Annotated in this window: 19 protein-coding genes; 13 read left to right on the forward strand and 6 right to left on the reverse strand. The window is 71.2% G+C overall.

What is annotated here, in order from left to right; genetic code table 11:
* Positions 1-302: 302 nt before the first annotated feature.
* Complete coding sequence (casG, locus tag IEZ06_RS08080) at positions 303-2,090, forward strand: steroid-24-oyl-CoA synthetase (RefSeq protein ID WP_229797878.1); 1,788 nt, start codon at positions 303-305, stop codon at positions 2,088-2,090.
* Here the strand turns inward: casG and IEZ06_RS08085 are convergent.
* On the reverse strand, positions 2,074-3,234 hold the full coding sequence (locus tag IEZ06_RS08085) for a steroid 3-ketoacyl-CoA thiolase (RefSeq protein ID WP_189236021.1): 1,161 nt from the start codon (positions 3,232-3,234) through the stop codon (positions 2,074-2,076). The genes casG and IEZ06_RS08085 overlap by 17 nt on opposite strands.
* 255 nt (positions 3,235-3,489) lie before the next feature.
* On the opposite strand from IEZ06_RS08085, the gene IEZ06_RS08090 reads away from it, so the two are divergent.
* Entirely contained in the window at positions 3,490-4,449 is a 960-nt protein-coding gene (locus tag IEZ06_RS08090; RefSeq protein ID WP_307811682.1) for a 3-oxoacyl-ACP reductase, read from the forward strand.
* On the opposite strand, the gene IEZ06_RS08095 is transcribed toward IEZ06_RS08090, so the two are convergent.
* Positions 4,418-5,782, reverse strand: a complete 1,365-nt coding sequence (locus IEZ06_RS08095; RefSeq protein WP_203871902.1) for an MFS transporter — start codon at positions 5,780-5,782, stop codon at positions 4,418-4,420. The two genes, IEZ06_RS08090 and IEZ06_RS08095, sit on opposite strands and share 32 nt — an antisense overlap.
* A gap of 247 nt (positions 5,783-6,029) precedes the next feature.
* On the opposite strand from IEZ06_RS08095, the gene IEZ06_RS08100 reads away from it, so the two are divergent.
* The 3 genes from IEZ06_RS08100 to IEZ06_RS08110 are packed head-to-tail and all read left to right on the forward strand — an operon-like array spanning position 6,030 to position 7,470.
* Complete coding sequence (locus tag IEZ06_RS08100) at positions 6,030-6,368, forward strand: ArsR/SmtB family transcription factor (RefSeq protein ID WP_189236023.1); 339 nt, start codon at positions 6,030-6,032, stop codon at positions 6,366-6,368.
* The gene (locus IEZ06_RS08105) at positions 6,365-6,841 is read left to right on the forward strand and encodes an SRPBCC domain-containing protein (protein ID WP_189236024.1); all 477 of its coding nucleotides are present in this window, start codon (positions 6,365-6,367) and stop codon (positions 6,839-6,841) included. Before IEZ06_RS08100 ends, IEZ06_RS08105 begins: the two co-directional genes overlap by 4 nt.
* Positions 6,838-7,470 carry a dihydrofolate reductase family protein gene (locus tag IEZ06_RS08110; RefSeq protein WP_189236025.1) on the forward strand — a complete coding sequence of 211 codons (633 nt, stop codon included), beginning with the start codon at positions 6,838-6,840 and terminating at the stop codon, positions 7,468-7,470. Before IEZ06_RS08105 ends, IEZ06_RS08110 begins: the two co-directional genes overlap by 4 nt.
* Positions 7,471-7,705: 235 nt before the next feature.
* Here the strand turns inward: IEZ06_RS08110 and IEZ06_RS08115 are convergent, their stop codons facing one another.
* Positions 7,706-7,891 carry a LapA family protein gene (locus IEZ06_RS08115; protein ID WP_203871903.1) on the reverse strand — a complete coding sequence of 62 codons (186 nt, stop codon included), beginning with the start codon at positions 7,889-7,891 and terminating at the stop codon, positions 7,706-7,708.
* A 355-nt stretch (positions 7,892-8,246) separates the two neighbouring features.
* Here IEZ06_RS08115 and IEZ06_RS08120 point away from each other — a divergent pair, with 355 nt between their 5' ends.
* On the forward strand, positions 8,247-8,666 hold the full coding sequence (locus IEZ06_RS08120) for a hypothetical protein (RefSeq protein ID WP_189236027.1): 420 nt from the start codon (positions 8,247-8,249) through the stop codon (positions 8,664-8,666).
* A gap of 6 nt (positions 8,667-8,672) precedes the next feature.
* Positions 8,673-8,831 (forward strand): hypothetical protein, encoded by a 159-nt coding sequence (locus IEZ06_RS08125; protein ID WP_189236028.1) that lies wholly within the window; start codon positions 8,673-8,675, stop codon positions 8,829-8,831.
* 141 nt (positions 8,832-8,972) lie between these two features.
* Here IEZ06_RS08125 and IEZ06_RS08130 read toward each other — a convergent pair whose 3' ends face one another.
* Positions 8,973-9,365, reverse strand: a complete 393-nt coding sequence (locus tag IEZ06_RS08130) for an SHOCT domain-containing protein (protein WP_189236029.1) — start codon at positions 9,363-9,365, stop codon at positions 8,973-8,975.
* 531 nt (positions 9,366-9,896) lie between these two features.
* Between IEZ06_RS08130 and IEZ06_RS08135 the strand changes: the two genes are divergently transcribed.
* Both IEZ06_RS08135 and IEZ06_RS08140 read left to right on the forward strand, forming a co-directional pair.
* The gene (locus tag IEZ06_RS08135) at positions 9,897-11,093 is read left to right on the forward strand and encodes a cation:proton antiporter domain-containing protein (RefSeq protein ID WP_203871904.1); all 1,197 of its coding nucleotides are present in this window, start codon (positions 9,897-9,899) and stop codon (positions 11,091-11,093) included.
* Positions 11,094-11,330: 237 nt separating this feature from the next.
* On the forward strand, positions 11,331-12,476 hold the full coding sequence (locus IEZ06_RS08140; protein ID WP_229797879.1) for an AI-2E family transporter: 1,146 nt from the start codon (positions 11,331-11,333) through the stop codon (positions 12,474-12,476).
* Between the two features lie 139 nt (positions 12,477-12,615).
* Here IEZ06_RS08140 and IEZ06_RS08145 read toward each other — a convergent pair whose 3' ends face one another.
* Together IEZ06_RS08145 and IEZ06_RS08150 are read right to left on the reverse strand one after the other, a co-directional pair.
* Positions 12,616-13,134, reverse strand: coding sequence for a DUF7144 family membrane protein (locus tag IEZ06_RS08145; protein WP_203871905.1), 519 nt, complete (start codon positions 13,132-13,134; stop codon positions 12,616-12,618).
* A gap of 380 nt (positions 13,135-13,514) precedes the next feature.
* Positions 13,515-13,745 carry a hypothetical protein gene (locus tag IEZ06_RS08150; protein WP_203871906.1) on the reverse strand — a complete coding sequence of 77 codons (231 nt, stop codon included), beginning with the start codon at positions 13,743-13,745 and terminating at the stop codon, positions 13,515-13,517.
* A 599-nt stretch (positions 13,746-14,344) separates the two neighbouring features.
* On the opposite strand from IEZ06_RS08150, the gene IEZ06_RS08155 reads away from it, so the two are divergent.
* The 4 genes from IEZ06_RS08155 (at position 14,345) to IEZ06_RS08170 (ending at position 17,812) form a co-directional block, all read left to right on the forward strand.
* Complete coding sequence (locus IEZ06_RS08155; protein ID WP_189236030.1) at positions 14,345-14,839, forward strand: DUF1269 domain-containing protein; 495 nt, start codon at positions 14,345-14,347, stop codon at positions 14,837-14,839.
* Positions 14,840-14,995: 156 nt separating this feature from the next.
* The gene (locus tag IEZ06_RS08160) at positions 14,996-15,514 is read left to right on the forward strand and encodes a hypothetical protein (protein ID WP_203871907.1); all 519 of its coding nucleotides are present in this window, start codon (positions 14,996-14,998) and stop codon (positions 15,512-15,514) included.
* Positions 15,515-15,567: 53 nt separating this feature from the next.
* Positions 15,568-16,389: a class II glutamine amidotransferase gene (locus IEZ06_RS08165; RefSeq protein ID WP_189236031.1), complete on the forward strand. Its 822-nt coding sequence runs from the start codon at positions 15,568-15,570 to the stop codon at positions 16,387-16,389.
* Between the two features lie 37 nt (positions 16,390-16,426).
* Positions 16,427-17,812, forward strand: a complete 1,386-nt coding sequence (locus IEZ06_RS08170; RefSeq protein WP_189236032.1) for an MFS transporter — start codon at positions 16,427-16,429, stop codon at positions 17,810-17,812.
* Positions 17,813-17,908 lie beyond the last annotated feature (96 nt).

The raw sequence follows: 17,908 nt of genomic DNA on the forward strand, positions 1-17,908 counted from the left end.
CCGCGGGGGCGGGAGGTCCCGCTCACCGGGAGCGCCCCTCCCGGCGCACGGCGGACGGCGCGGCGCGGCGGTCCCGGTGACCGGGACTCCGCGTCCCGCGCCGCCGCCGGCGGTCACAATGGGCGGCCGGAAGCGCGTGCCGGGCGGCGCCCACGCCCCCCGTGCCGGGCCGTACCCGCGACCCTGTGCGGGGCGGCGCCCACGACCGCGTACCGGGCCGTGCCCACGGCCCCGTACCGGGCGGTGCCCATGGCCGCGTGCCGGGCGGGGTCTTCCCGGCCCGGCGGGAGGAGGGGGAGACGGTGACCGTACCTGCGGATCCGGGAGCCGCCGCGGCGGAGATCATGGCGCGGCTGACCGGCCCCGGCGGCGAGTTCGAGCTGGCCGAGGAGGAGGTGCTCGGCTCGCGGATGCGGGTGTTCGCCAACCGGCACGGGAATCTCGGCGAGGTGCTCGCCGCGTCGGCCCGGTTCGGCGACCGCGACTACGTGGTGACCGAGCACGAGCGGCTGAGCTTCGCCGCGCACGCCGTACGGGCCGCGTCGCTGGCGCGGGCGCTCCACCAGGAGTACGGCGTGCGCGCGGGCGACCGCGTCGCCATCGTCGCGGCCAACTCCTCCGCCTGGATCGTCTCGTTCTGGGCCGCGGTCGCGCTGGGCGCGGTCGCGGTGGGCTGCAACGCCTGGTGGACGCGGCGCGAGATCGCGTACGCGCTGGAGCACACCGGGCCGAAGGTGGTCGTCGCGGACGCCGGGCGGGCGGCGGCGGTCGGGGACGGCCTGCGGGACGTCGTCCGGGGCGGCGGGAACGGTGCCCGGGGCGGCCCGGTCGTCCTGAGCGCCGAGGAGGACGTCCCCCGCCTGGCCGCCCTGTTCCCGGACGCGGTCCCGCCGGAGTGCGGCGCCGCCGAGGACGATCCGGCGGTCATCCTGTACACCAGCGGGACGTCCGGGCGGCCGAAGGGGGCGGTGCACTCGCACCGGAACCTCACCTCGGTCATCGAGTACCACCGGCTCAACGACGCCGTGGCCCGCGCGTTCGGCGACCCGGCCGATCCGGCCGACAGGCGCCACCTGCTGGCGCTGCCGCTGTTCCACATCGCCGGCCTGCACAACCTGGCCGTGCCGCGCCTGGCGACCGGCAGCGCCGTCGTCATGCACCTGGGCGCCTTCGACGTGGAGCGGGTGCTGCGGCTGATCGAGCGGGAGCGGGTCACCAACTGGGGCGCGGTGCCCACCATGGCGCACCGGCTGGTCGAGCACGGCGACCTGTCGGGGTACGACCTGTCGTCGCTGACCGCCTTCGCCCTGGCCTCCGCGCCGTCCTCGCCGGCGTTCAAGGAGCGGCTGCGGGCGGCCCTGCCGGTCGCCCGGCACGCCCTGGTCGACAGCTACGGGCTGACCGAGTCCTCCACCGCCGTCTCGGTGGCCACGCCCGCGGATCTGGCGGAGGCGCCCGGCACGCTGGGCCGTCCCGTCGCGACCGTGCAGCTGGAGATCCGCGGTCCGGACGGCGGAGCGCTGCCCGACGGCGAGGAGGGCGAGGTCTGCGTGCGCAGCCCGTTCAACATGCTCGGCTACTGGCGGGACCCGGAGGCCACCCGGAACGCGCTGCGCGAGGACCGGTGGCTGCACACCGGTGACATCGGCACGGTCGAGGGGGGACGGCTCCGCCTCACCGGCAGGCGCTCCGACCTGATCATCCGCGGCGGGGAGAACGTCTACCCCGCCGAGGTGGAGGGCGTCCTGGCGGAGCACCCCGCCGTCCGCGAGTGCGCCGTCGTCGGCGTGCCCCATCCGGACCTGGGCGAGGAGGTCGCGGCGGTGGTCGTCACCGGTGGCGGGCGGCCGGTCGGCGAGGACGGGCTGCGGGCGTACGCCGCGGAGCGGCTGGCCTACTTCAAGGTCCCGGCCCGGTGGCGGATCACCACCGAGCCCCTCCCCCGCAACGCGACCGGCAAGGTGGTCCGCCGCGAGGTCGAGCGCTCCGCCGTCGGCACCGCCGGAAGCGCCGGGGACGCCCGGGCCGCGGGAACCGGCGGGGCCGACGGAGCCGAAGGAGCCGGCGGGGCCGTCAGATCCGCTCGATGACGGTGGCCGTGGCGTGGGCGCCGCCGGCGCACATGGTGACCAGGGCGGTCGACCGGTCCGACCGCTCCAGCTCGTGCAGGGCCTGGGTGATCAACCGGGCGCCGGTGGCGCCGACCGCGTGCCCGAGGGCGATCGCGCCGCCGTTGACGTTGACCCGGTCCATGTCGGCCTTGTGGACCCTCGCCCAGGAGAGCACCACCGCGGCGAACGCCTCGTTGATCTCGACCAGGTCGATGTCGGACAGCGTCATCCCGGCCGCGCGGAGCACGTGCTCGGTGGCCTGCACCGGCCCGTCCAGGTGGTAGTAGGGGTCGGAGCCGACCATGCCCGAGGCGACGATGCGGGCCCTGGGCCGGAGCCCGAGCGCGCGGGCCCTCTCCGCGCTCGTCAGGAGCACGGCCGCCGCGCCGTCGCTGATCTGCGAGGTGCTGCCGGCGGTGTGCACGCCGTCGGGCAGCACCGGCTTCAGCTTCGCCAGAGCCTCGGCGCTCGTCTCGCGCAGCCCCTGGTCGCGGGTGACGACGGCGATCTCGCCCGTCGGCCCCTCCGGGCCCATGACGGGCGCCTCGACCGGGATGACCTGGCCGTCGAACCGTCCTTCGGCCCACGCGGCGGCGGCGCGGCGCTGCGAGGCCAGGCCGAGGGCGTCGGTGTCGGCGCGGGTGATCCCCCGTCTCCTCGCGATGCGCTCGGCGGCGGTGAACTGGTCGGGCATGTCCACCGACCAGCCCTCCGGGCGGGGGCTGCCGGTCTCGGGGGTGATCGCCTGGCCGAGGAAGACGCGGCTCATCGACTCGACCCCGCAGCCGATCCCGGCGTCGATCGCGCCGGACGCGATCAGCCCGGCGACCAGGTGGACGGCCTGCTGGGAGGAGCCGCACGCGCAGTCGATCGTCGTGCAGGCGGTGCCGTACGGCAGGCCGGCGTGCAGCCAGGCCTGGCGGGTGACGTTGTTCGACTGCTCCCCCGCCTGGGTGACGCAGCCGCCGACCACCTGGCCGATCCCGGCCGGGTCCACCCCCGCGCGTTCCAGCAGGCCCCTCTGGACGAGACCGAGCAGCTCTGCCGGGTGCAGCCCGGACAGCGCGCCCCTGCGGCGGCCGACCGGCGTGCGCGCGGCGTCGACGATGACGGCTTCGGCCATGGCTTCTCCTCGTTTCGGTCGGCCCCGCCGGAGGGGCGCGCGTGCCTGCGGACGGCCGGGGCCGCGATCACCGGACCGGCCCGCCGGGCCCGGCAGCGCGACGTCACAGCGTCACGGCGTGAGGCTAGAACGGATTCCCTTCCCGCATGTCCCCGGTCCCGCTGAGTGGTCCGTCTTCCCCCTGTGGCAGGCCGCTCCACTGAGCGGGACGGACCCGGTAGCCGATCCGGAACGCGTACTAGTTTTCCCTCCACCGTGACCGCGCGCACGACGGGAGCCGAGGACATGAGCGTGGACGTCACCCTGGAGGGCAGGACCGCCGTCGTCACCGGCGCGGGCGCCGGGCTCGGCCGCAGCGAGGCGCTGGCCCTGGCCGCGCGCGGCGCGAACGTCGTCGTCAACGACGTCGGGCCGGGCGCCGGCGACGTCGCCGCCGAGATCGAGGCGCTCGGCCGCAAGGCCGTCGCGGTGACCGGCGACGTCGGCGAGTGGTCCACGGGCGGGCTTCTCGTGCGGACCGCCGTGGAGGCCTTCGGCGGCCTGGACATCGTGGTGAACAACGCGGGCGTGCTCCGCGACCGGATGCTGTTCAACCTCACCGAGTCCGACTGGGACGAGGTCGTCCGCGTCCACCTCAAGGGCCATGCCGCGGTGTCGCGCGCGGCGGCCGCGCACTGGCGCGCGGCGAGCAAGGCCGCCGGCGGGCCGGTCTACGGTCGCGTCGTCAACACCTCCTCCGAGGCGTTCCTCTTCGGCTCCCCGGGCCAGCCGAACTACGCCGCCGCCAAGGCCGGCATCACCGCGCTGACCCTCGCGACCGCCCAGGGCCTGGCCCGGTACGGCGTGCGCGCCAACGCGATCTGCCCCCGGGCCCGCACCGCCATGACGGCGGGCGTGTTCGGCGAGAGCGCGCCCTCCGGCGGGCCCGACCCCCTGGACCCGGACCGGGTGGGGACCTTCGTGAGCTACCTGGCCTCCCCCGCGGCGGACGGGATCAACGGCCAGGTGTTCGTCGTCTACGGCGACATGGTCGCGCTCCTGGCGCCGCCGGCGGTGGAGCGGAGGTTCACCGCCGGCGGCGGCGCGTTCTCGGTCGAGGAGCTCGACGGGCTGCTCACGCCGTACTTCCGCGGACGCGGGCCGCAGGAGACCTTCGCCGCCCACGGTGTGGCGCTGCTCGACGCTACGGACGCGGGGAACACCCCCTCCTCCTGAGCGCGCGCCGTACCGGCACGAGCGCGAGGAGCCCGTACGGCACGGCGAACAGCGCGAAGACGACGCCGTGCCCGGCGAACGCGGAGGCGGCGGCGTAGAGCCCGTAGACGAGGACCGTCGCCAGCCCCGTGCCCAGACTCGCCAGGGAGGTCACCGTCGCGCGGCTCGGTCCGGTGATCCTGTCCTGCAGTCGCGCGTCGGCCGTCACGCTCGCCAGCTGGAAGACGCAGAAGGCCGCGGCGACCGCGGCGAGCCCTCCGGGGCGCCCGCTCAACGCGCCGCCGGCCAGCGCGAGCGCGCCGAGCCCGAGCAGCGCCGCGAACCCCCGGGCGCCCAGCCGGTGCCCGGCCCCGGCGAGCAGGGCGCCGGCCGTCACGCCCGACCAGACCAGCAGCACCCAGAGCGGTACGGCGTGCCCGGGGACGCCGGTCTCCTGCGCGAGCAGGGCGACGTACTCCTCCAGCGCGCCCCAGACGGCCGCCGTCGCGGGGACGAGCAGCAGCGCCCGCCGTACGGAGCGGTCGTCCCGCACCTCGGCCAGGCCCACCCGCAGGACCGCGGCGTACCGGCGGAGGCCGTCCGGGCCGTCCTCCTCGTGCGGGCCGTCCGGCCCGTTCGGACCATTCGGTTCCGGCGGATCGACCGGATCGACCGAGCCGGTCGGACCGCTCGGATCGGTCCGACCGGCCAGGCCGACCGGGCCGACCGGGCCGACCGGATCTCCGCCCCGGGCCGGGGAACGCCGCGCGCGGTGCTCGGGGAACGCCAGCCCCGCGACCGAGCACAGCAGGCAGGCGAGCACGCTCGCCGCGCCCAGCGCCCCGTGGCCGCCCGCGGCGAACACCGGGCTCGCGGCCGCGGTGGCCGCGGCGACCGCGCACATGGCGACCACCTCGGCGCGGCCGATGACCCGGGCGTACCGGCCGGCCTCGCCGAGGCGGTCGAGCTCCTCGTACACGAGCGCCTCGAAGGCTCCCGAGGCCATCGCCCCCCGGATCCCCCACAGCACGAAGCCGAGGGCGAACGCCCAGTAGGAGGGGGCGGCGACCCAGAGGGCGTAACCGGCGGCCGCCGGGAGCGGGGCGAGGACCAGCAGCAGCCGGCGTGAGACCGCGTCGGCCCACACGCCGGAGGGGACCTCCAGCACGATGCCGGTCACCGACCAGATGACGAACAGCGAGGAGATCTCGGCGACGGACAGCCCGGTGTCGACGAACAGCAGGGCGTACACCGGGTACAGCAGAATGAACTCGTCGAGGAACGTGTAGACGTAGACCGCGGCTGCCAAGCGGTTCGCGCGCGTTCCGGGCGCGCGGGAAGCATAAATGATCATGAGGTCTTTCCTTGGGGGCGATTCGGACATCCGGAAGCCGGTGCTCCCGGAGGTCCGCGGCAGCGCGCCCCGCGTCGACCTCTAGCGGTGAATTAATGTCGCCATGTCACGCCGATGATTCTAGAGCCTGTCCTGCGAATCCTTAAGGGGGAGCGCCCGGCGGATGCCGCGGCGCAGCCTGCCGCCCTGGGGCGGCTTCAATACTTTGCCCTTGCGCTAAGTGTTTCGTCGAGCGATAGTTAGCCGCATGGCACAGTATTCGGCGGAGCTCGACGGTGTGTTCGTCGCTCTCACCGACCCGACGCGGCGCGGCGTCATCCGACGCCTCGGCCGCGGGCCGACGAGCGTGGGCGATCTCGCCCGCGAGTTCCCGATGACCCTTCCCTCCTTCATGAAGCATGTGCGGATGCTCGAGGCGAACGGCCTGATCCGCACGGTCAAGTCAGGTCGGGTGCGCACCTGCGTGCTCAACCGCCACCGTCTCGCCCTCGTCGACGACTGGCTCGCGGAGCAGCGCCGGATCTGGGAGGAGCGCACCGACCGGCTCGAACGCCTCGTCACCGATCCGAAGGAGATGCAACGATGAATCCCGACCTCGACCTGGCCCTGGAGCGGGTCATCCGCGCCCCCCGCGCCGCCGTGTGGAGTGCGTGGACCGATCCGTCCCGCTTTGAGAAGTGGTGGGTCCCCGCTCCAGCCGTGTGCCGCGTCGACCGCATGGACGTCCGGCCCGGCGGCGCGCTGGTGACGCGGCTGAGCGACGACGGGGTGGGATTCGTCCCGCACGTCGACGCGAGCTTCCTCGTCGTCGAGGAGCTCGAGCGGATCGTGTTCACGAACGCGATCGACAGCGCCTGGCGCCCCGCGACTCCCGCACCGGTCCCCATGACAGCCGAGATCACGCTGAGCGATCATCCGGACGGCACGGATTACCGGCTCATCGTCCGGCACGGCGATCCGGCGGCCCGCGCCCGCCATGAGGAACTCGGCTTCCTCGAAGGCTGGGGATCGGTCACCGGGCAACTCGCCGTGGTCGCGGAGAGCCGGGCCGCCCGATGAAGATCACGCTCACGGAGTTCGTCACCCTCGACGGGGTGAGCCAGGGCCCCGGCTCGCCCACCGAGGACACGAGCGGCGGCTTCACCCGTGGCGGCTGGTTCGTGCCCTACCTGGACGAGCTGCTCGTCCGGCGTACCTCTGAGTGGCTGGACCTCGCCGACGGCCTGCTGCTCGGACGGCGAACCTATGAGGCGTTCGCTCGGGATTGGCCGCAGATCACCGACCCGGACGACCCGTACACCGCACGGATGAACTCACTGCCGAAGTACGTGGTGACCGACACCCTCACCGAAGGGAGTTGGCACCCGACGACCGTGCTCCGCGGCGATCCGATCCGGACCGTCGGGGAACTCAAGGCGCGGCCGGGAAGGGAACTCCAGATCCACGGGAGCGCGCGACTCGGCAACGCCCTGTTGGCGGCGGGCCTGGTCGACACGCTCCGGCTCGTCGTCGCCCCGACCGTGACCGGTTCCGGGCGGCGGCTGCTCGACCACCCGGGCCGCCCCACCGGCCTCCGACTCGTCCACCACGAGGCGACGGCGAGCGGCTTGCTGCTGCTCCAGTACGAGACCGCCGGCGTTGCCCCGGTGGGAGAGTACGAAGGCGTCGCGGCCCTCGCCCAGCGGTAGTCCGCCGGATCGGGGCACAGCCGGTGCCGTGCTCCTCAAAGCAGGTGGACGAACCGGCGGCGGCCCTCGATCAGGTGGCAGTCCCCGCCTGCCGTCTCGTGCACCTCCGGTAAGCACGGCTTCCGCTCCAGAGCCGGTTTTCAGGATCCGGCGACAGTTCCACAATGGGCGCACACGGCAGCGCTCCGAACGGGTGCTGCGCGCGTCGCCCCACGTCGAACGCGGGCAGGCGACGTCACCGGCTCTTCCTGCTTCCGCGGCCGATCAGCGCACCGATCAGCATGCCGATGGCCGTGCACGCCACCAGAGTGATCCACAAAGGGGCGGTCACCACCAGCGTGAACAGCCGGATGGCCGTATCCTGCCGATTCTGCAGGATGAAGACGACTGCCAGTACCAGAAGAGCAAGCGCCAGCCACACACGTGGCGGCACCGCCCTCCACGAGTTCGCCGGTCTCTGCTCTGTCACGGATCCCCCAAATGCGTGCAGCGGCTTCGGTTTCTGCCATACCCCGAAATCGCACCAGGCGCCCGTCCGACGGAGCCGGACCAGGAACCGGCACCGGCCGCCCCGGACCGAGGCGGACCGAGGCGGACCGTCTGCCGGCCGGTTCGCCCGCGTCCTCCACACGCATGCGCGTCCAGGACGTCCAGGGTGTCCGGGCGTTCGGCGGCAACTGGTGACCGTAGGCCGCGTCCGAGTACAGGATCCCGTAGGCCGGACACCTGACCGCTACAAGAGTCCTCAACTGGGCATTAATGAAACTATGGGTTCCTTGTCTGTTTTACCGGCAGGAGAGGGCGAGGACACGGGTCGGCGCCTGTCACTGCTCGGTGAAGGTCCCGGCGTCGCGGCCCGGCAGCTCGCGATGCTGCTGGCCGGCGGCGCGCTGCCGGGCGTCGTCACCCGGATGTTCGACTCCGTGGCCCTGGGCACCGCCCCGTTCTTCCTGCTTCCGTTCGTCTGGGCCGGCCTGCACTACCCCGCCGGGGTCGTCCTCGGTCTGGCCGCGGTGGCCGTGACGACCTACCTGATGCCGGTCCTGACCGCCGGCCGCGGCGTCCTTCCGGCATCTGCGACCGATGCGCCCCGGCGCGTGATGCGGCTCCCGTCGTCTGCGCTCTCCTCGGCGGCTTGTGCCAGTGGAGATCTCCGCGCTCATGGGCGGGCGATGATCGGCCGGACGCTAGCGTGAACGCGCATGACCGAGCCCAGCAAACCACTCCAGGCGGCCAACGAGACGCCGCCCGTCCCGCAGGACGGCGACCCCGCACACTCTGCCCTGGCCACCCTCATCGAGGCGGCGTTGCTTTCCCAGATCTCGTGGTGGCGCCGGAGCGACCACGGTACCGGCCGGTGAACCCCGGTGGCCGGAGGCCACCGGCCAGGTCCGGTCTTCACAAGCCTCGCGCGGCACCGGCACGGCGGCGGGCAGCACGAGTCGTACCCGGGTGCCGTGCCCGGGGCGGCTGTCGATGGCGACCTCGCCTTCGCGTCCCGCTCACACCCCGGCAAGAACCTTGGACTTGGCCCGCTCGTACTCGTCACCGGTGATGTCGCCCCGGCGCTTCAGGTCCGCGAGTCTGACCAGTTCGTCGGTGGTGCCCGAAGTGGCGGCGGTCTCACGCACGTAGGTGCGGAACGCTTCCTGGCTCGCCTGCAGCCGCATCATCTCGCGTTCACCCATGCCCCTGCCGCGGGCGATCAGGTAGATGAGGACTCCGGCGAAGGGCAGGAGCACCAGGGCGACGGTCCAGCCGGTCTTCCCCCACCCGCTGACATTGTCGTCACGGAACAGGTCGCCGATGACCCGGAAGAGCAGCATGAACCAGAGGATCCACATGAAGAACACGAGCATGGTCCAGAAGAGGTCGAGAAGGGGGTAGTCGTCCATCAGCCTGCTCCTCCCGGTCGCGCCTGCCGGGCGACCGCAGGACGATCGCCGATGGCCGTGCACGCTCAGAGAACGTTAGTCACTTTTGCCGTTTTTGTGGATATATGACCGTTATCCCCTGCTCTTGTGAGCCCGACACCAGGTCAGGCTTCTTTTCTCGAGAGCCTCTCCGCGCGGCCACCTCACCGGCCGGGTCCCCGTCGAGGTGACCGCTTCTTACGGCTCCTTAAGGCGCCGCGCCTTTACGGCCTGGCGGTTTCCGCACATCAGGCCGGGGTACCACCGGGAGGGTTCGGGGCGCCCGGTCCGGTGAGCACAGGCTCGAGCCGGGCAGGGGCGGCTCGTCGAACGTCCGGCCGACCGTGCCGACCAGCGCGGTTCCGGCCCGCACTCTTCAGCGCCATGGCACGCGACTTCCGCCGTACGGAGCATCAGCGCCACCGGAGCATGCACGAGGCGGGCCGGCTTCACCCTGCCTGGAGTCCTGGCGGCGGCCGGACGGCAGCGGGCGGGCAGGCGGAGGAGCGCTTCTTGGACACGACGGCGATCTCGATCATCGCCCTGGCCGTCTTCCTGTGGAGCATCGTGTCGGCCCGGCTCCAGCGGGCGGACCTGACCGCGCCGATCGTCTTCGTCGCCACCGGATGGTCGTTGACCGCCATGGGTCTGGTCGATCCGCCGCCCCTGGCCGCGGAGACTTTCAAACCCTTGGTCGAGTTCACCTTGGTATGGGTACTTTTCTCCGACGCGGCGGGCGTCTCCTTCGACCAAGTGCGTCACGACCGCGGCCGGTACCTGCGCCTGCTGGCCGCCGGGCTGCCGCTGACCGTCCTCTCCGGATGGGCGCTGGCGAACTGGCTCTTCCCGCATCTGGGCATCTACCTCGCCCTGCTGGTGGGAGCCGCCCTCGCGCCGACGGACGCCGCCCTGGGGCTCCCGATCACCACCAACCCCGCGGTACCCGCCGGCGTCCGCCAGGTGATCACCGTCGAGAGCGGTTTGAACGACGGCATCGTCACGCCCGTGGTCATGTTCGCGCTCGCCGGCGCCGCCTCGGCAGAAGGGGCCGCAGGCGCACCCGGCCCATGGGGGGTGCTCGCCGAACTGGGCATCGGCGTGACCGTGGGCACCGTCATCGGCTTGGCCGGAGGATGGTCATTGCGATGGACGCGCCGCCGGGGATGGGCCGCCGGGGACTTCGCCGGCATCGCCGTACTCGCCTTGACCCTCGTCGCTTACACGGCGTCTCTCGGCGCTCACGGGAACGGGTTCGTCGCGGCCTTCTGCGGAGGACTCGCCTTCGGCGCCGCAGCGGGCCCGCGCGGCCCCGCCGAACTGGTGTTCACCGAGCAGGTCGGCAGCCTGGCGTCCCTGTTCATCTGGCTCGGGTTCGGCGCGCTCGCCGTTCCGGGCATGGTGGGCCAGGTGCAGCTCTCCACCGCAATCTACGCGATCTTGAGTCTCACGCTCGTGCGGATGGTGCCCGTCGCCCTGGCCTGCGCGCGTGCCGGACTCGATCGTGAAACCGTTCTGTTCATCGGCTGGTTCGGCCCGCGAGGGCTCGCCTCGCTGGCCTTCGCGCTGCTCGCAGTCGAGGAACTCGGGACCGGCGCCGACGAGGCCGTCGCCGTCATCGGCGTGACCGTGTTCACGAGCGTCCTCCTCCACGGCCTCAGCGCCGGCCCGCTGTCCTCCCGGTACGGAAGCGTCGTCACCCGCCGGCGATGAGCGGCGCCACGCGAGTCCGCCGACAAGCCGACCAGCCGGTAGATGCCCGGTTGAAGCGGCCTGCCGTCGTACGTTGGGTGCGTCACCTCCGCGTCCGGTGCGGCAGAGGCCACGGGCCCGAAGCCGAACGCACGGGAGGCCGACGTCCGCGCGCGTGGACCCCGACCGGTCGGCACCGTCGTCCCGCACGGGCCGCACGGGCCGCAGGAGGTGGAACGTCGAGATCCCAGGAGAGACATGAAGAAACCGGTGGAGCCGCACGGCGGGACGTCCGCGGTGCAGGTGCTGCTCTCGCCCGTCAACGTCTGGCGCTCAGGACTCGCCGTAGCGGCCGTCGTCGCCGTGGTGCTCTTCCTCCACTTCATGATCACCGATGCGGGTCCGCTGGTCGCCATGCTGGTGATGGCGTGGTTCCTCTCCCTGGCCATGGAGCCCGCCGTGCGCCGCCTGTCACGGCGCATGCCCCGGGGCAGGGCCACACTGCTGGTGATGGCGCTGTTCATCCTCGCCTTCGTGCTCTTCCTCGTCCTGTTCGGCAGCATGTTCGTGCAACAGGTCGCGGTGCTGCTGAAGGCGCTTCCCGGAGTCGTCACCGGCGCCGTCGACTGGCTCAACGCCCGCCTCGACACCCGCTACGAGATCTCCGACATCCTGGACTCCCTCAATCTGACCCCGCAGCAGGCCGCGGAGTACGCGCAGGGCGTGCTCGGCGGCGTGCTGGGCCTGCTGGGGACGGTGACCGGGGCGGTGTTCAACATGTTCACCCTGCTGCTGCTGACGTTCTACTTCTCGGCCGACGGGCCGAGACTGCGCCGGTGGATCGCGCAGCTGCTGCCCGGCCGGCTCCAGCAGGTCTTCATCAGCGTCTGGGACGTGTCCACGATCAAGACCGGCGGGTACGTCTCCTCCCGGCTCATCCTGGCCGCCATCAACGGCACCGCCTCCGCCCTGGTGTTCCTGGCGCTCGGCATGCCCTCCTGGCTCGCACTCGGCGCATGGACGGGACTGGTCGCCCAGCTCGTGCCCACCATCGGCACCTACATCTCCATCGCCCTGCCGGTGGTGGTGGGACTGGTCTCGTCCCGGCCCTGGATCGGCCTGGCGGCGCTGGCCTGGGGCGTGCTGTACCAGCAGGTGGAGAACCTGACCCTGGAGCCGAAGATCAGCTCGCGGGCGGTGGACATCCATCCCGGGGTGTCCTTCGCCGCCGTGATCCTCGGGGCGTCGCTGTTCGGCGCGATGGGCGCGCTGCTGGCCATCCCCGTGGCGGCCATGCTGCTCTCCCTGGTCGACACGTTCGTCACCCGTCAGGAACTGCAGGAGGCCACGGCCGCCGAACCGCCCCCGCCGGCGGGCGAACGCGGACCGGCACCGCCGAAGTGAACGGCGGCGCGCAGGCCCGTCGGCTCCCTCCACGGCGAGCGCGCTCCATGGCATGGCGCGCGTCCGGCCGACGCGGACGACACGCGACACGGGTGGAGGCCGGCCCCCACCCGTGCTCACCCGGCGAACCGCGAGACGCCTACAGGACGCCGCCTCTGCTGTACGCCTTCATCTCCCTGCCGTGGACGGCCAGCGCGTAGATCACCAGGACGTCGACGGCGATGACGATCATCGACCAGAACGGGTAGGCCGGGAACCAGGCGAAGTTGACGAGTGCCTGGACCGCGGCGAGACCGATGCCGACCGCGCGCCCCCACGTCTTCCCCGACATGACGGCGACGCCGGCGAGAGCGACGACCACACCCATGATCAGGTGCGTCCAGCCCCAGGCCGTGTAGTTGACGGGAATAGCCAGGTCGCCTGCGGTGACGAGGTAGAAGTCGGTGTTGAAGATGCCCACCAGGCCCATGAAGGCCTGGAAGCATCCCAGGACCATCATCGTGATCCCGGCGAAGACCACCCAGCCGACCCAGCCGGTGGGCTGGGGCCCTTCCTCCATCACCGGCCGGACCTGCGCCAGCTGCGGGTCCTGACGCGGCTGGGGCACCGTCTGGTCGCGGGACGCCTCCTGCGTTCGCGCGTAACGCGGGTGTTCCATGGTTGGCTCCCTCCGCGCGGCGGGCTTCCGGGACGTCCGTGTCCACGGTGGTCCCGTCCGCGCGCTGTCTGGGAATTCGGCGGCTTGAGCGGCTCTCACCTTCATCGCCGCACCTAACCCTCTCCCCCTACCCGAAATCCCTCACATACTCCGCACTCTCTCTCAAATATAGACAAATCGGACACATCTTCGCTTGGAGTCGAGTCCCCAGCGAGAGGGTCGCGCCGGGCCGCGCCGAGGCCCTTCACCTTCACCATGGCCGACCGGCTGCGGGACGAGTGCATCGGCGCACATCGCCACGGCCAGGAGCAGCACATCGCCCCGTCCGGGCATGCGGTAGCCCCCGTCCCGCGGCGTCTTCGACCGCGAAGCAGAGCCGGTCACCCCCGGGGGTAGCCGGGAAACTGGCGGCGCTGGGTCGCGGCTCCCACCCAGTGGAAAAGGTCCAGCACGACCGCCACGGCGATCCAGAACCAGTCCCCTCCCCCCAGTCCGATGCCGGGCACGTACATGATCACGTACATCAACGTCGCGAACGGCAGGAAGATCAGGCCGAGCAGGGGCCAGATCCATGTGTCGAAAGCCGCGCTGACCAGGGCCGGCCGCGCCACCCAGATGATGAAGACGGCAAGTCTCGGAAAAACACCTGCAAAGATTGCGAACAAGCAACCCATGGCATCCAACCGCCTTTCATCCAGCATAAATCAAAAAAGGATGAAATGGATGATCCCCTCAGCCCGTCCATCCACTCCCAAGGATCTGCACGAAGAAGCCATGCTTCGTTTTGCTCATCTCATGTCTTGCGGCCACCCCTAGTCCCGGTCCGCATTCACTTGAAGGATGCATGGATTTCCTCAATGCAATATTTTTGCCTGCTCGCGGTGATCGCCCGATCAGGAAGGGGGGATCACCAGGGACATGGAGGATGGCCTGGGAGATCACCGCCGTCACCGCCGCAGACGGCGTGATGCGGCCGCTGCGGGTGTTCGCCGCGGACCTCATCGGAGCCGCACGTCGCGGCCGGCCGATCGCCGCCGGCATGCCGCCCGCGCAATCGGGCGACGGCCCGCACCCGCGTCACATCTGCCAGGCCACTCCGTCCCGGCAGCGGCTCTGCCCGGAAAAGAGCGGCCAAGGGCTTCACATGTCCGGGATCGGCCGTCCGACCGGCCCTCCTCGCCGACGTAACCGATCAAAGGAAGAAACCTCAATGAGCAACCTCATCGCGATCTCCTACCCCGACGTCGCCACCGCCGTCGCGGTACGTGATCGCCTGGCCGACCTGCAACGGCAGAACCTGATCACGATGGAGGACGTGGTCGTCGTCGAGCGCCGGGCCGACGGCAAGATCAAGATGCACCAGGCCGTCGGCCTGACCGGTATGGGCGCGGCCGGCGGCGCGCTGTGGGGCGGCCTGATCGGGATGGTGTTCTTCATGCCGCTGTTCGGCATGGCACTGGGCGCCGCCACCGGAGCGGCCGGCGGGGCGATGATCGACGCCGGCGTCAACAACGAGTTCATGAGGGAGCTCGCCGACAAGCTGGAACCCGGCACCGCCGCGCTGTTCGTCCTGGTCGTGCGGAGCGCCCCGGACAAGGTCATCCCGGAGATCCAGCCGTACGGCGGGCATGTCATCCAGACCTCGCTCAGCCGCGAGGAAGAGGCGCAACTGCACGAGATGATGGAGGGGATCGGCGCCCGTTGACAGAGAAGGAAGCGCGCGACCGCCGGCATGTCCCGGTCGAACGGCTCCGAGACGACGGGCGCCCATCCCCGGCGCGCCGCGCGCCGTGCCATGCCGCCGTGGAATCTGAGGACTCTCCGTCTGCGGCCGATCCGGCCAACATCATGAGAGGTCGCGATGGGAATGGCGCCCGATCCGGACGATGGCGCCCGCTTGCCGGCCGACGGCGAGCACAGGGACTACACCGGTGCCGTCTACGGATCACTGCTCGCCGCCTCCGTGGTGGCCGGCGCCGGAACACTCGGCAGATTCCCGCGGATAGAAATGATCATCCTGTTGGTCGGCACCGGTGCCGTGTTCTGGGCCGCCCATGTGTACGCCCACCTGTTCGGCGCCCGCATGGTCTTCCAGACCATGAACATGGCCGATGTCCGCAAGGCCTGCGCAGAGGAATGGCCGATCGTCAAGGCGACCGTTCCACCGGCCGTTGCCGTGGCCGTCGGCCCGCTGCTCGGTCTCGAGTCGCAGGGCACCGTATGGCTGGCCCTTGCGGTCGCCGTGGCCGGGCAGGTCGGCTGGGCGGCCGCAGCGGCCGTGGAGATCGGCGCCTCTTCCCGGATGGTGCTGGTCACGAGCGTGGTCAACCTGCTGCTCGGGCTGGTCATCGTGGCGTTGAAGGCCGCATTCCACCATTGAAACGAAGCCAGTCGAATTCACATTTCCGGATCGAGGCGACCATGTGCAGGTGGATGACGTACTGCGGAGAACCCATCCTCGCCGAGGAACTGCTGTTCCAGCCGGTTCACTCGCTCATCGACCAGAGCCTGCACGCCCGGCTCGGCGAGACCACCACGAACGGTGACGGTTTCGGCATCGGGTGGTACGGCGAGGGCGCGGAACCCGCCGTGTTCAAGAGCATCGAGCCCGCGTGGAACGACCGGAACCTCCGCGAGATCGCCCGGCAGATCCGCACCCCTCTGCTGTTCGCGCACATCCGTTCCTCGACCGGCACCCCGGTGCAGCGCAGCAACTGCCATCCGTTCCGGTACGGCCGCTGGCTGTGGATGCACAACGGGGTCGTGGAAGGGTTCCGTGAACTCAGGCGTGACCTGGCGATGGCGGTGGAGCCGTCGCTCTACCCCGCCATCGAGGGGTCGACCGACTCCGAGCTCCTGTTCTTCCTGGCGCTCTCCTTCGGGCTGGCCGACGACCCTCCGAGCGCGGTCGCCCGCGCCGTCGGGCTGGTGGAGGGACTCGCCCAGCGCCACGGCACCCCCCCTCCCGTCCAGATGACCGTGGCCACCACCGACGGCGAGTCCGTCTGGATGTTCCGCCACGCCAGTGCGGGCCGCCCCCGGTCGCTGTTCTACTCCACCGACATCTCCCAGGTGCGGCAGCTCCATCCGGAACTGGAGAGCCTGCGACGGCTGGGGGCGGGGACACGGTTCGTCGTCTCCGAGCCGCTCCGTGATCTCACGGGTGCGTGGAACGAGCTTCCCGAGAGCTCTCATGGGGTCATTCGCAACGGAGAGGTGGAGATCCATGCGTTCTCCCCGTTGCGGGAGGGTTGATGAGGTGCCGCCCGCCGTTCGCCGGGCGAGGTGAGAAGTGACCAGGACCCCCGCCTCCCAGGACTCGGTCGCCTCCTCCAGGAGGCCTCTGGCGCCTCTCGCCCTCGCCCAGTTCATCTGCAGCTTCGCGGGCTCGAACATGAACGTGATGATCAATGACATCGGCGAGGACCTGGACACGACGGTGGAGGGCGTGCAGGGCACGATCACCCTGTTCTTGCTGATCATGGCGGTGCTCATGATCCCCGGCAGTAAGCTGACCGACCGCTGGGGCCGCAAGAGGTGTTTTCTCGCCGGTCTCACCCTGTACGGGATCGGTGCACTGATCAGTGCGTTCTCGCCCAGCCTCGCAGTGCTGGTCCTCGGCAACTCGGTGCTCGAGGGGGTGGGCACGGCACTGCTGATCCCGCCCGTCTACATCCTCGCGACGATGGCGTTCGACGATCTCCCGTCGCGCGCCCGGGCCTTCGGCCTGATCAGCGGACTGGGCGGCGTCGGGGCCGCGGCGGGCCCGCTGATCGGAGGGTTCATCGCGACGGCGATCGACTGGCGGGCCGCGTTCCTCTTCCAGGCGGTGGTCGTCGCAGTGATCGTCCTCCTCAGCCGGCGGATCGTCGATCCCGTGGCCCCGGATCCGTCACGCCCCTTCGACGCCGCCGGGGCGGTCCTGTCGGCGGTCGGCATGTTCTTCGTGGTGTTCGGGATCCTCCAGGCCGGCAGCGACGCCGTGCTGATGGCGGCGTTCCTCACCGCCGGAGCCGGTTTCCTGGTCTGGTTCTTCCTGCACATCCGCTCCCGGGAGCGCGCGGGGAAGGAGGCGCTGCTGACGATGGGGCTGTTCCGGAACCGCACGTCCAATCTCGGGCTCGTCACCCAGAACATGCAGTGGCTGGTCCTCATGGGGACGTCGTTCGTCGTCGCCGTCTTCCTTCAGACGGTCCGCGGATACAACGCGATCGAGACGGGCGTCATCTTCACCTCGGCGACCGCCGGTGTCCTGCTCACATCGCTGGCCGCGGAGCGGCTCGCCCGGAAGCACTCGCAGAAGACCCTGATCTCGGCGGGTTTCATCATGACCGTGGCGGGGGTCGCGATCCTGCTCGTCCTGGTCGGGGCGTCGTCGAGGGTCGTCGCCTTCGCACCGGGGCTGCTGCTGATCGGGATGGGCGTGGGCGTGATGCTGACCCCGTCGGTCAACCTCGTGCAGTCCAGCTTCCCCGAGGAACTGCAGGGTGAGATATCCGGGTTGTCGCGCAGTGTCTCCAACCTCGGCTCGTCGTTCGGCACGGCGATCGCCGGCACGATCCTCGTATCCGGGCTGGCCGAGGGGAACCGGTCCTACGCTCTCGCCATGATCGCTCTCGCGGTCTTCGCTCTGGTCGGCCTCGCCGCCGCCGTCAGCCTCCCCGCCGGGTCGAAGTAGCCGTCCACACCGCGCCGGGTCGAAGTAGCCGTCCACGCCGCGCCGCCCGGAGGATCCCGGTCCGTCCGCGCCGCTCAGGCGCGGACGGACCGGGGC

This window comes from Planomonospora antibiotica, from assembly GCF_014647955.1.
Lineage (GTDB): Bacteria > Actinomycetota > Actinomycetes > Streptosporangiales > Streptosporangiaceae > Planomonospora > Planomonospora parontospora.

What these genes read in the sequence shown, in the direction of transcription:
- IEZ06_RS08105 (WP_189236024.1), top strand. Translation starts at nt 6,365, where the DNA reads ATGAATCCCGACCTCGACCTGGCCCTGGAGCGGGTCATCCGCGCCCCC.
- IEZ06_RS08160 (WP_203871907.1), top strand. Translation starts at nt 14,996, where the DNA reads ATGGGAATGGCGCCCGATCCGGACGATGGCGCCCGCTTGCCGGCCGAC.
- IEZ06_RS08110 (WP_189236025.1), top strand. Translation starts at nt 6,838, where the DNA reads ATGAAGATCACGCTCACGGAGTTCGTCACCCTCGACGGGGTGAGCCAG.
- IEZ06_RS08085 (WP_189236021.1), bottom strand. Translation starts at nt 3,234, where the DNA reads ATGGCCGAAGCCGTCATCGTCGACGCCGCGCGCACGCCGGTCGGCCGC.
- IEZ06_RS08140 (WP_229797879.1), top strand. Translation starts at nt 11,331, where the DNA reads ATGAAGAAACCGGTGGAGCCGCACGGCGGGACGTCCGCGGTGCAGGTG.
- IEZ06_RS08095 (WP_203871902.1), bottom strand. Translation starts at nt 5,782, where the DNA reads ATGATCATTTATGCTTCCCGCGCGCCCGGAACGCGCGCGAACCGCTTG.
- IEZ06_RS08155 (WP_189236030.1), top strand. Translation starts at nt 14,345, where the DNA reads ATGAGCAACCTCATCGCGATCTCCTACCCCGACGTCGCCACCGCCGTC.
- IEZ06_RS08130 (WP_189236029.1), bottom strand. Translation starts at nt 9,365, where the DNA reads ATGGACGACTACCCCCTTCTCGACCTCTTCTGGACCATGCTCGTGTTC.
- IEZ06_RS08125 (WP_189236028.1), top strand. Translation starts at nt 8,673, where the DNA reads ATGACCGAGCCCAGCAAACCACTCCAGGCGGCCAACGAGACGCCGCCC.
- IEZ06_RS08165 (WP_189236031.1), top strand. Translation starts at nt 15,568, where the DNA reads ATGACGTACTGCGGAGAACCCATCCTCGCCGAGGAACTGCTGTTCCAG.
- IEZ06_RS08100 (WP_189236023.1), top strand. Translation starts at nt 6,030, where the DNA reads ATGGCACAGTATTCGGCGGAGCTCGACGGTGTGTTCGTCGCTCTCACC.
- IEZ06_RS08145 (WP_203871905.1), bottom strand. Translation starts at nt 13,134, where the DNA reads ATGGAACACCCGCGTTACGCGCGAACGCAGGAGGCGTCCCGCGACCAG.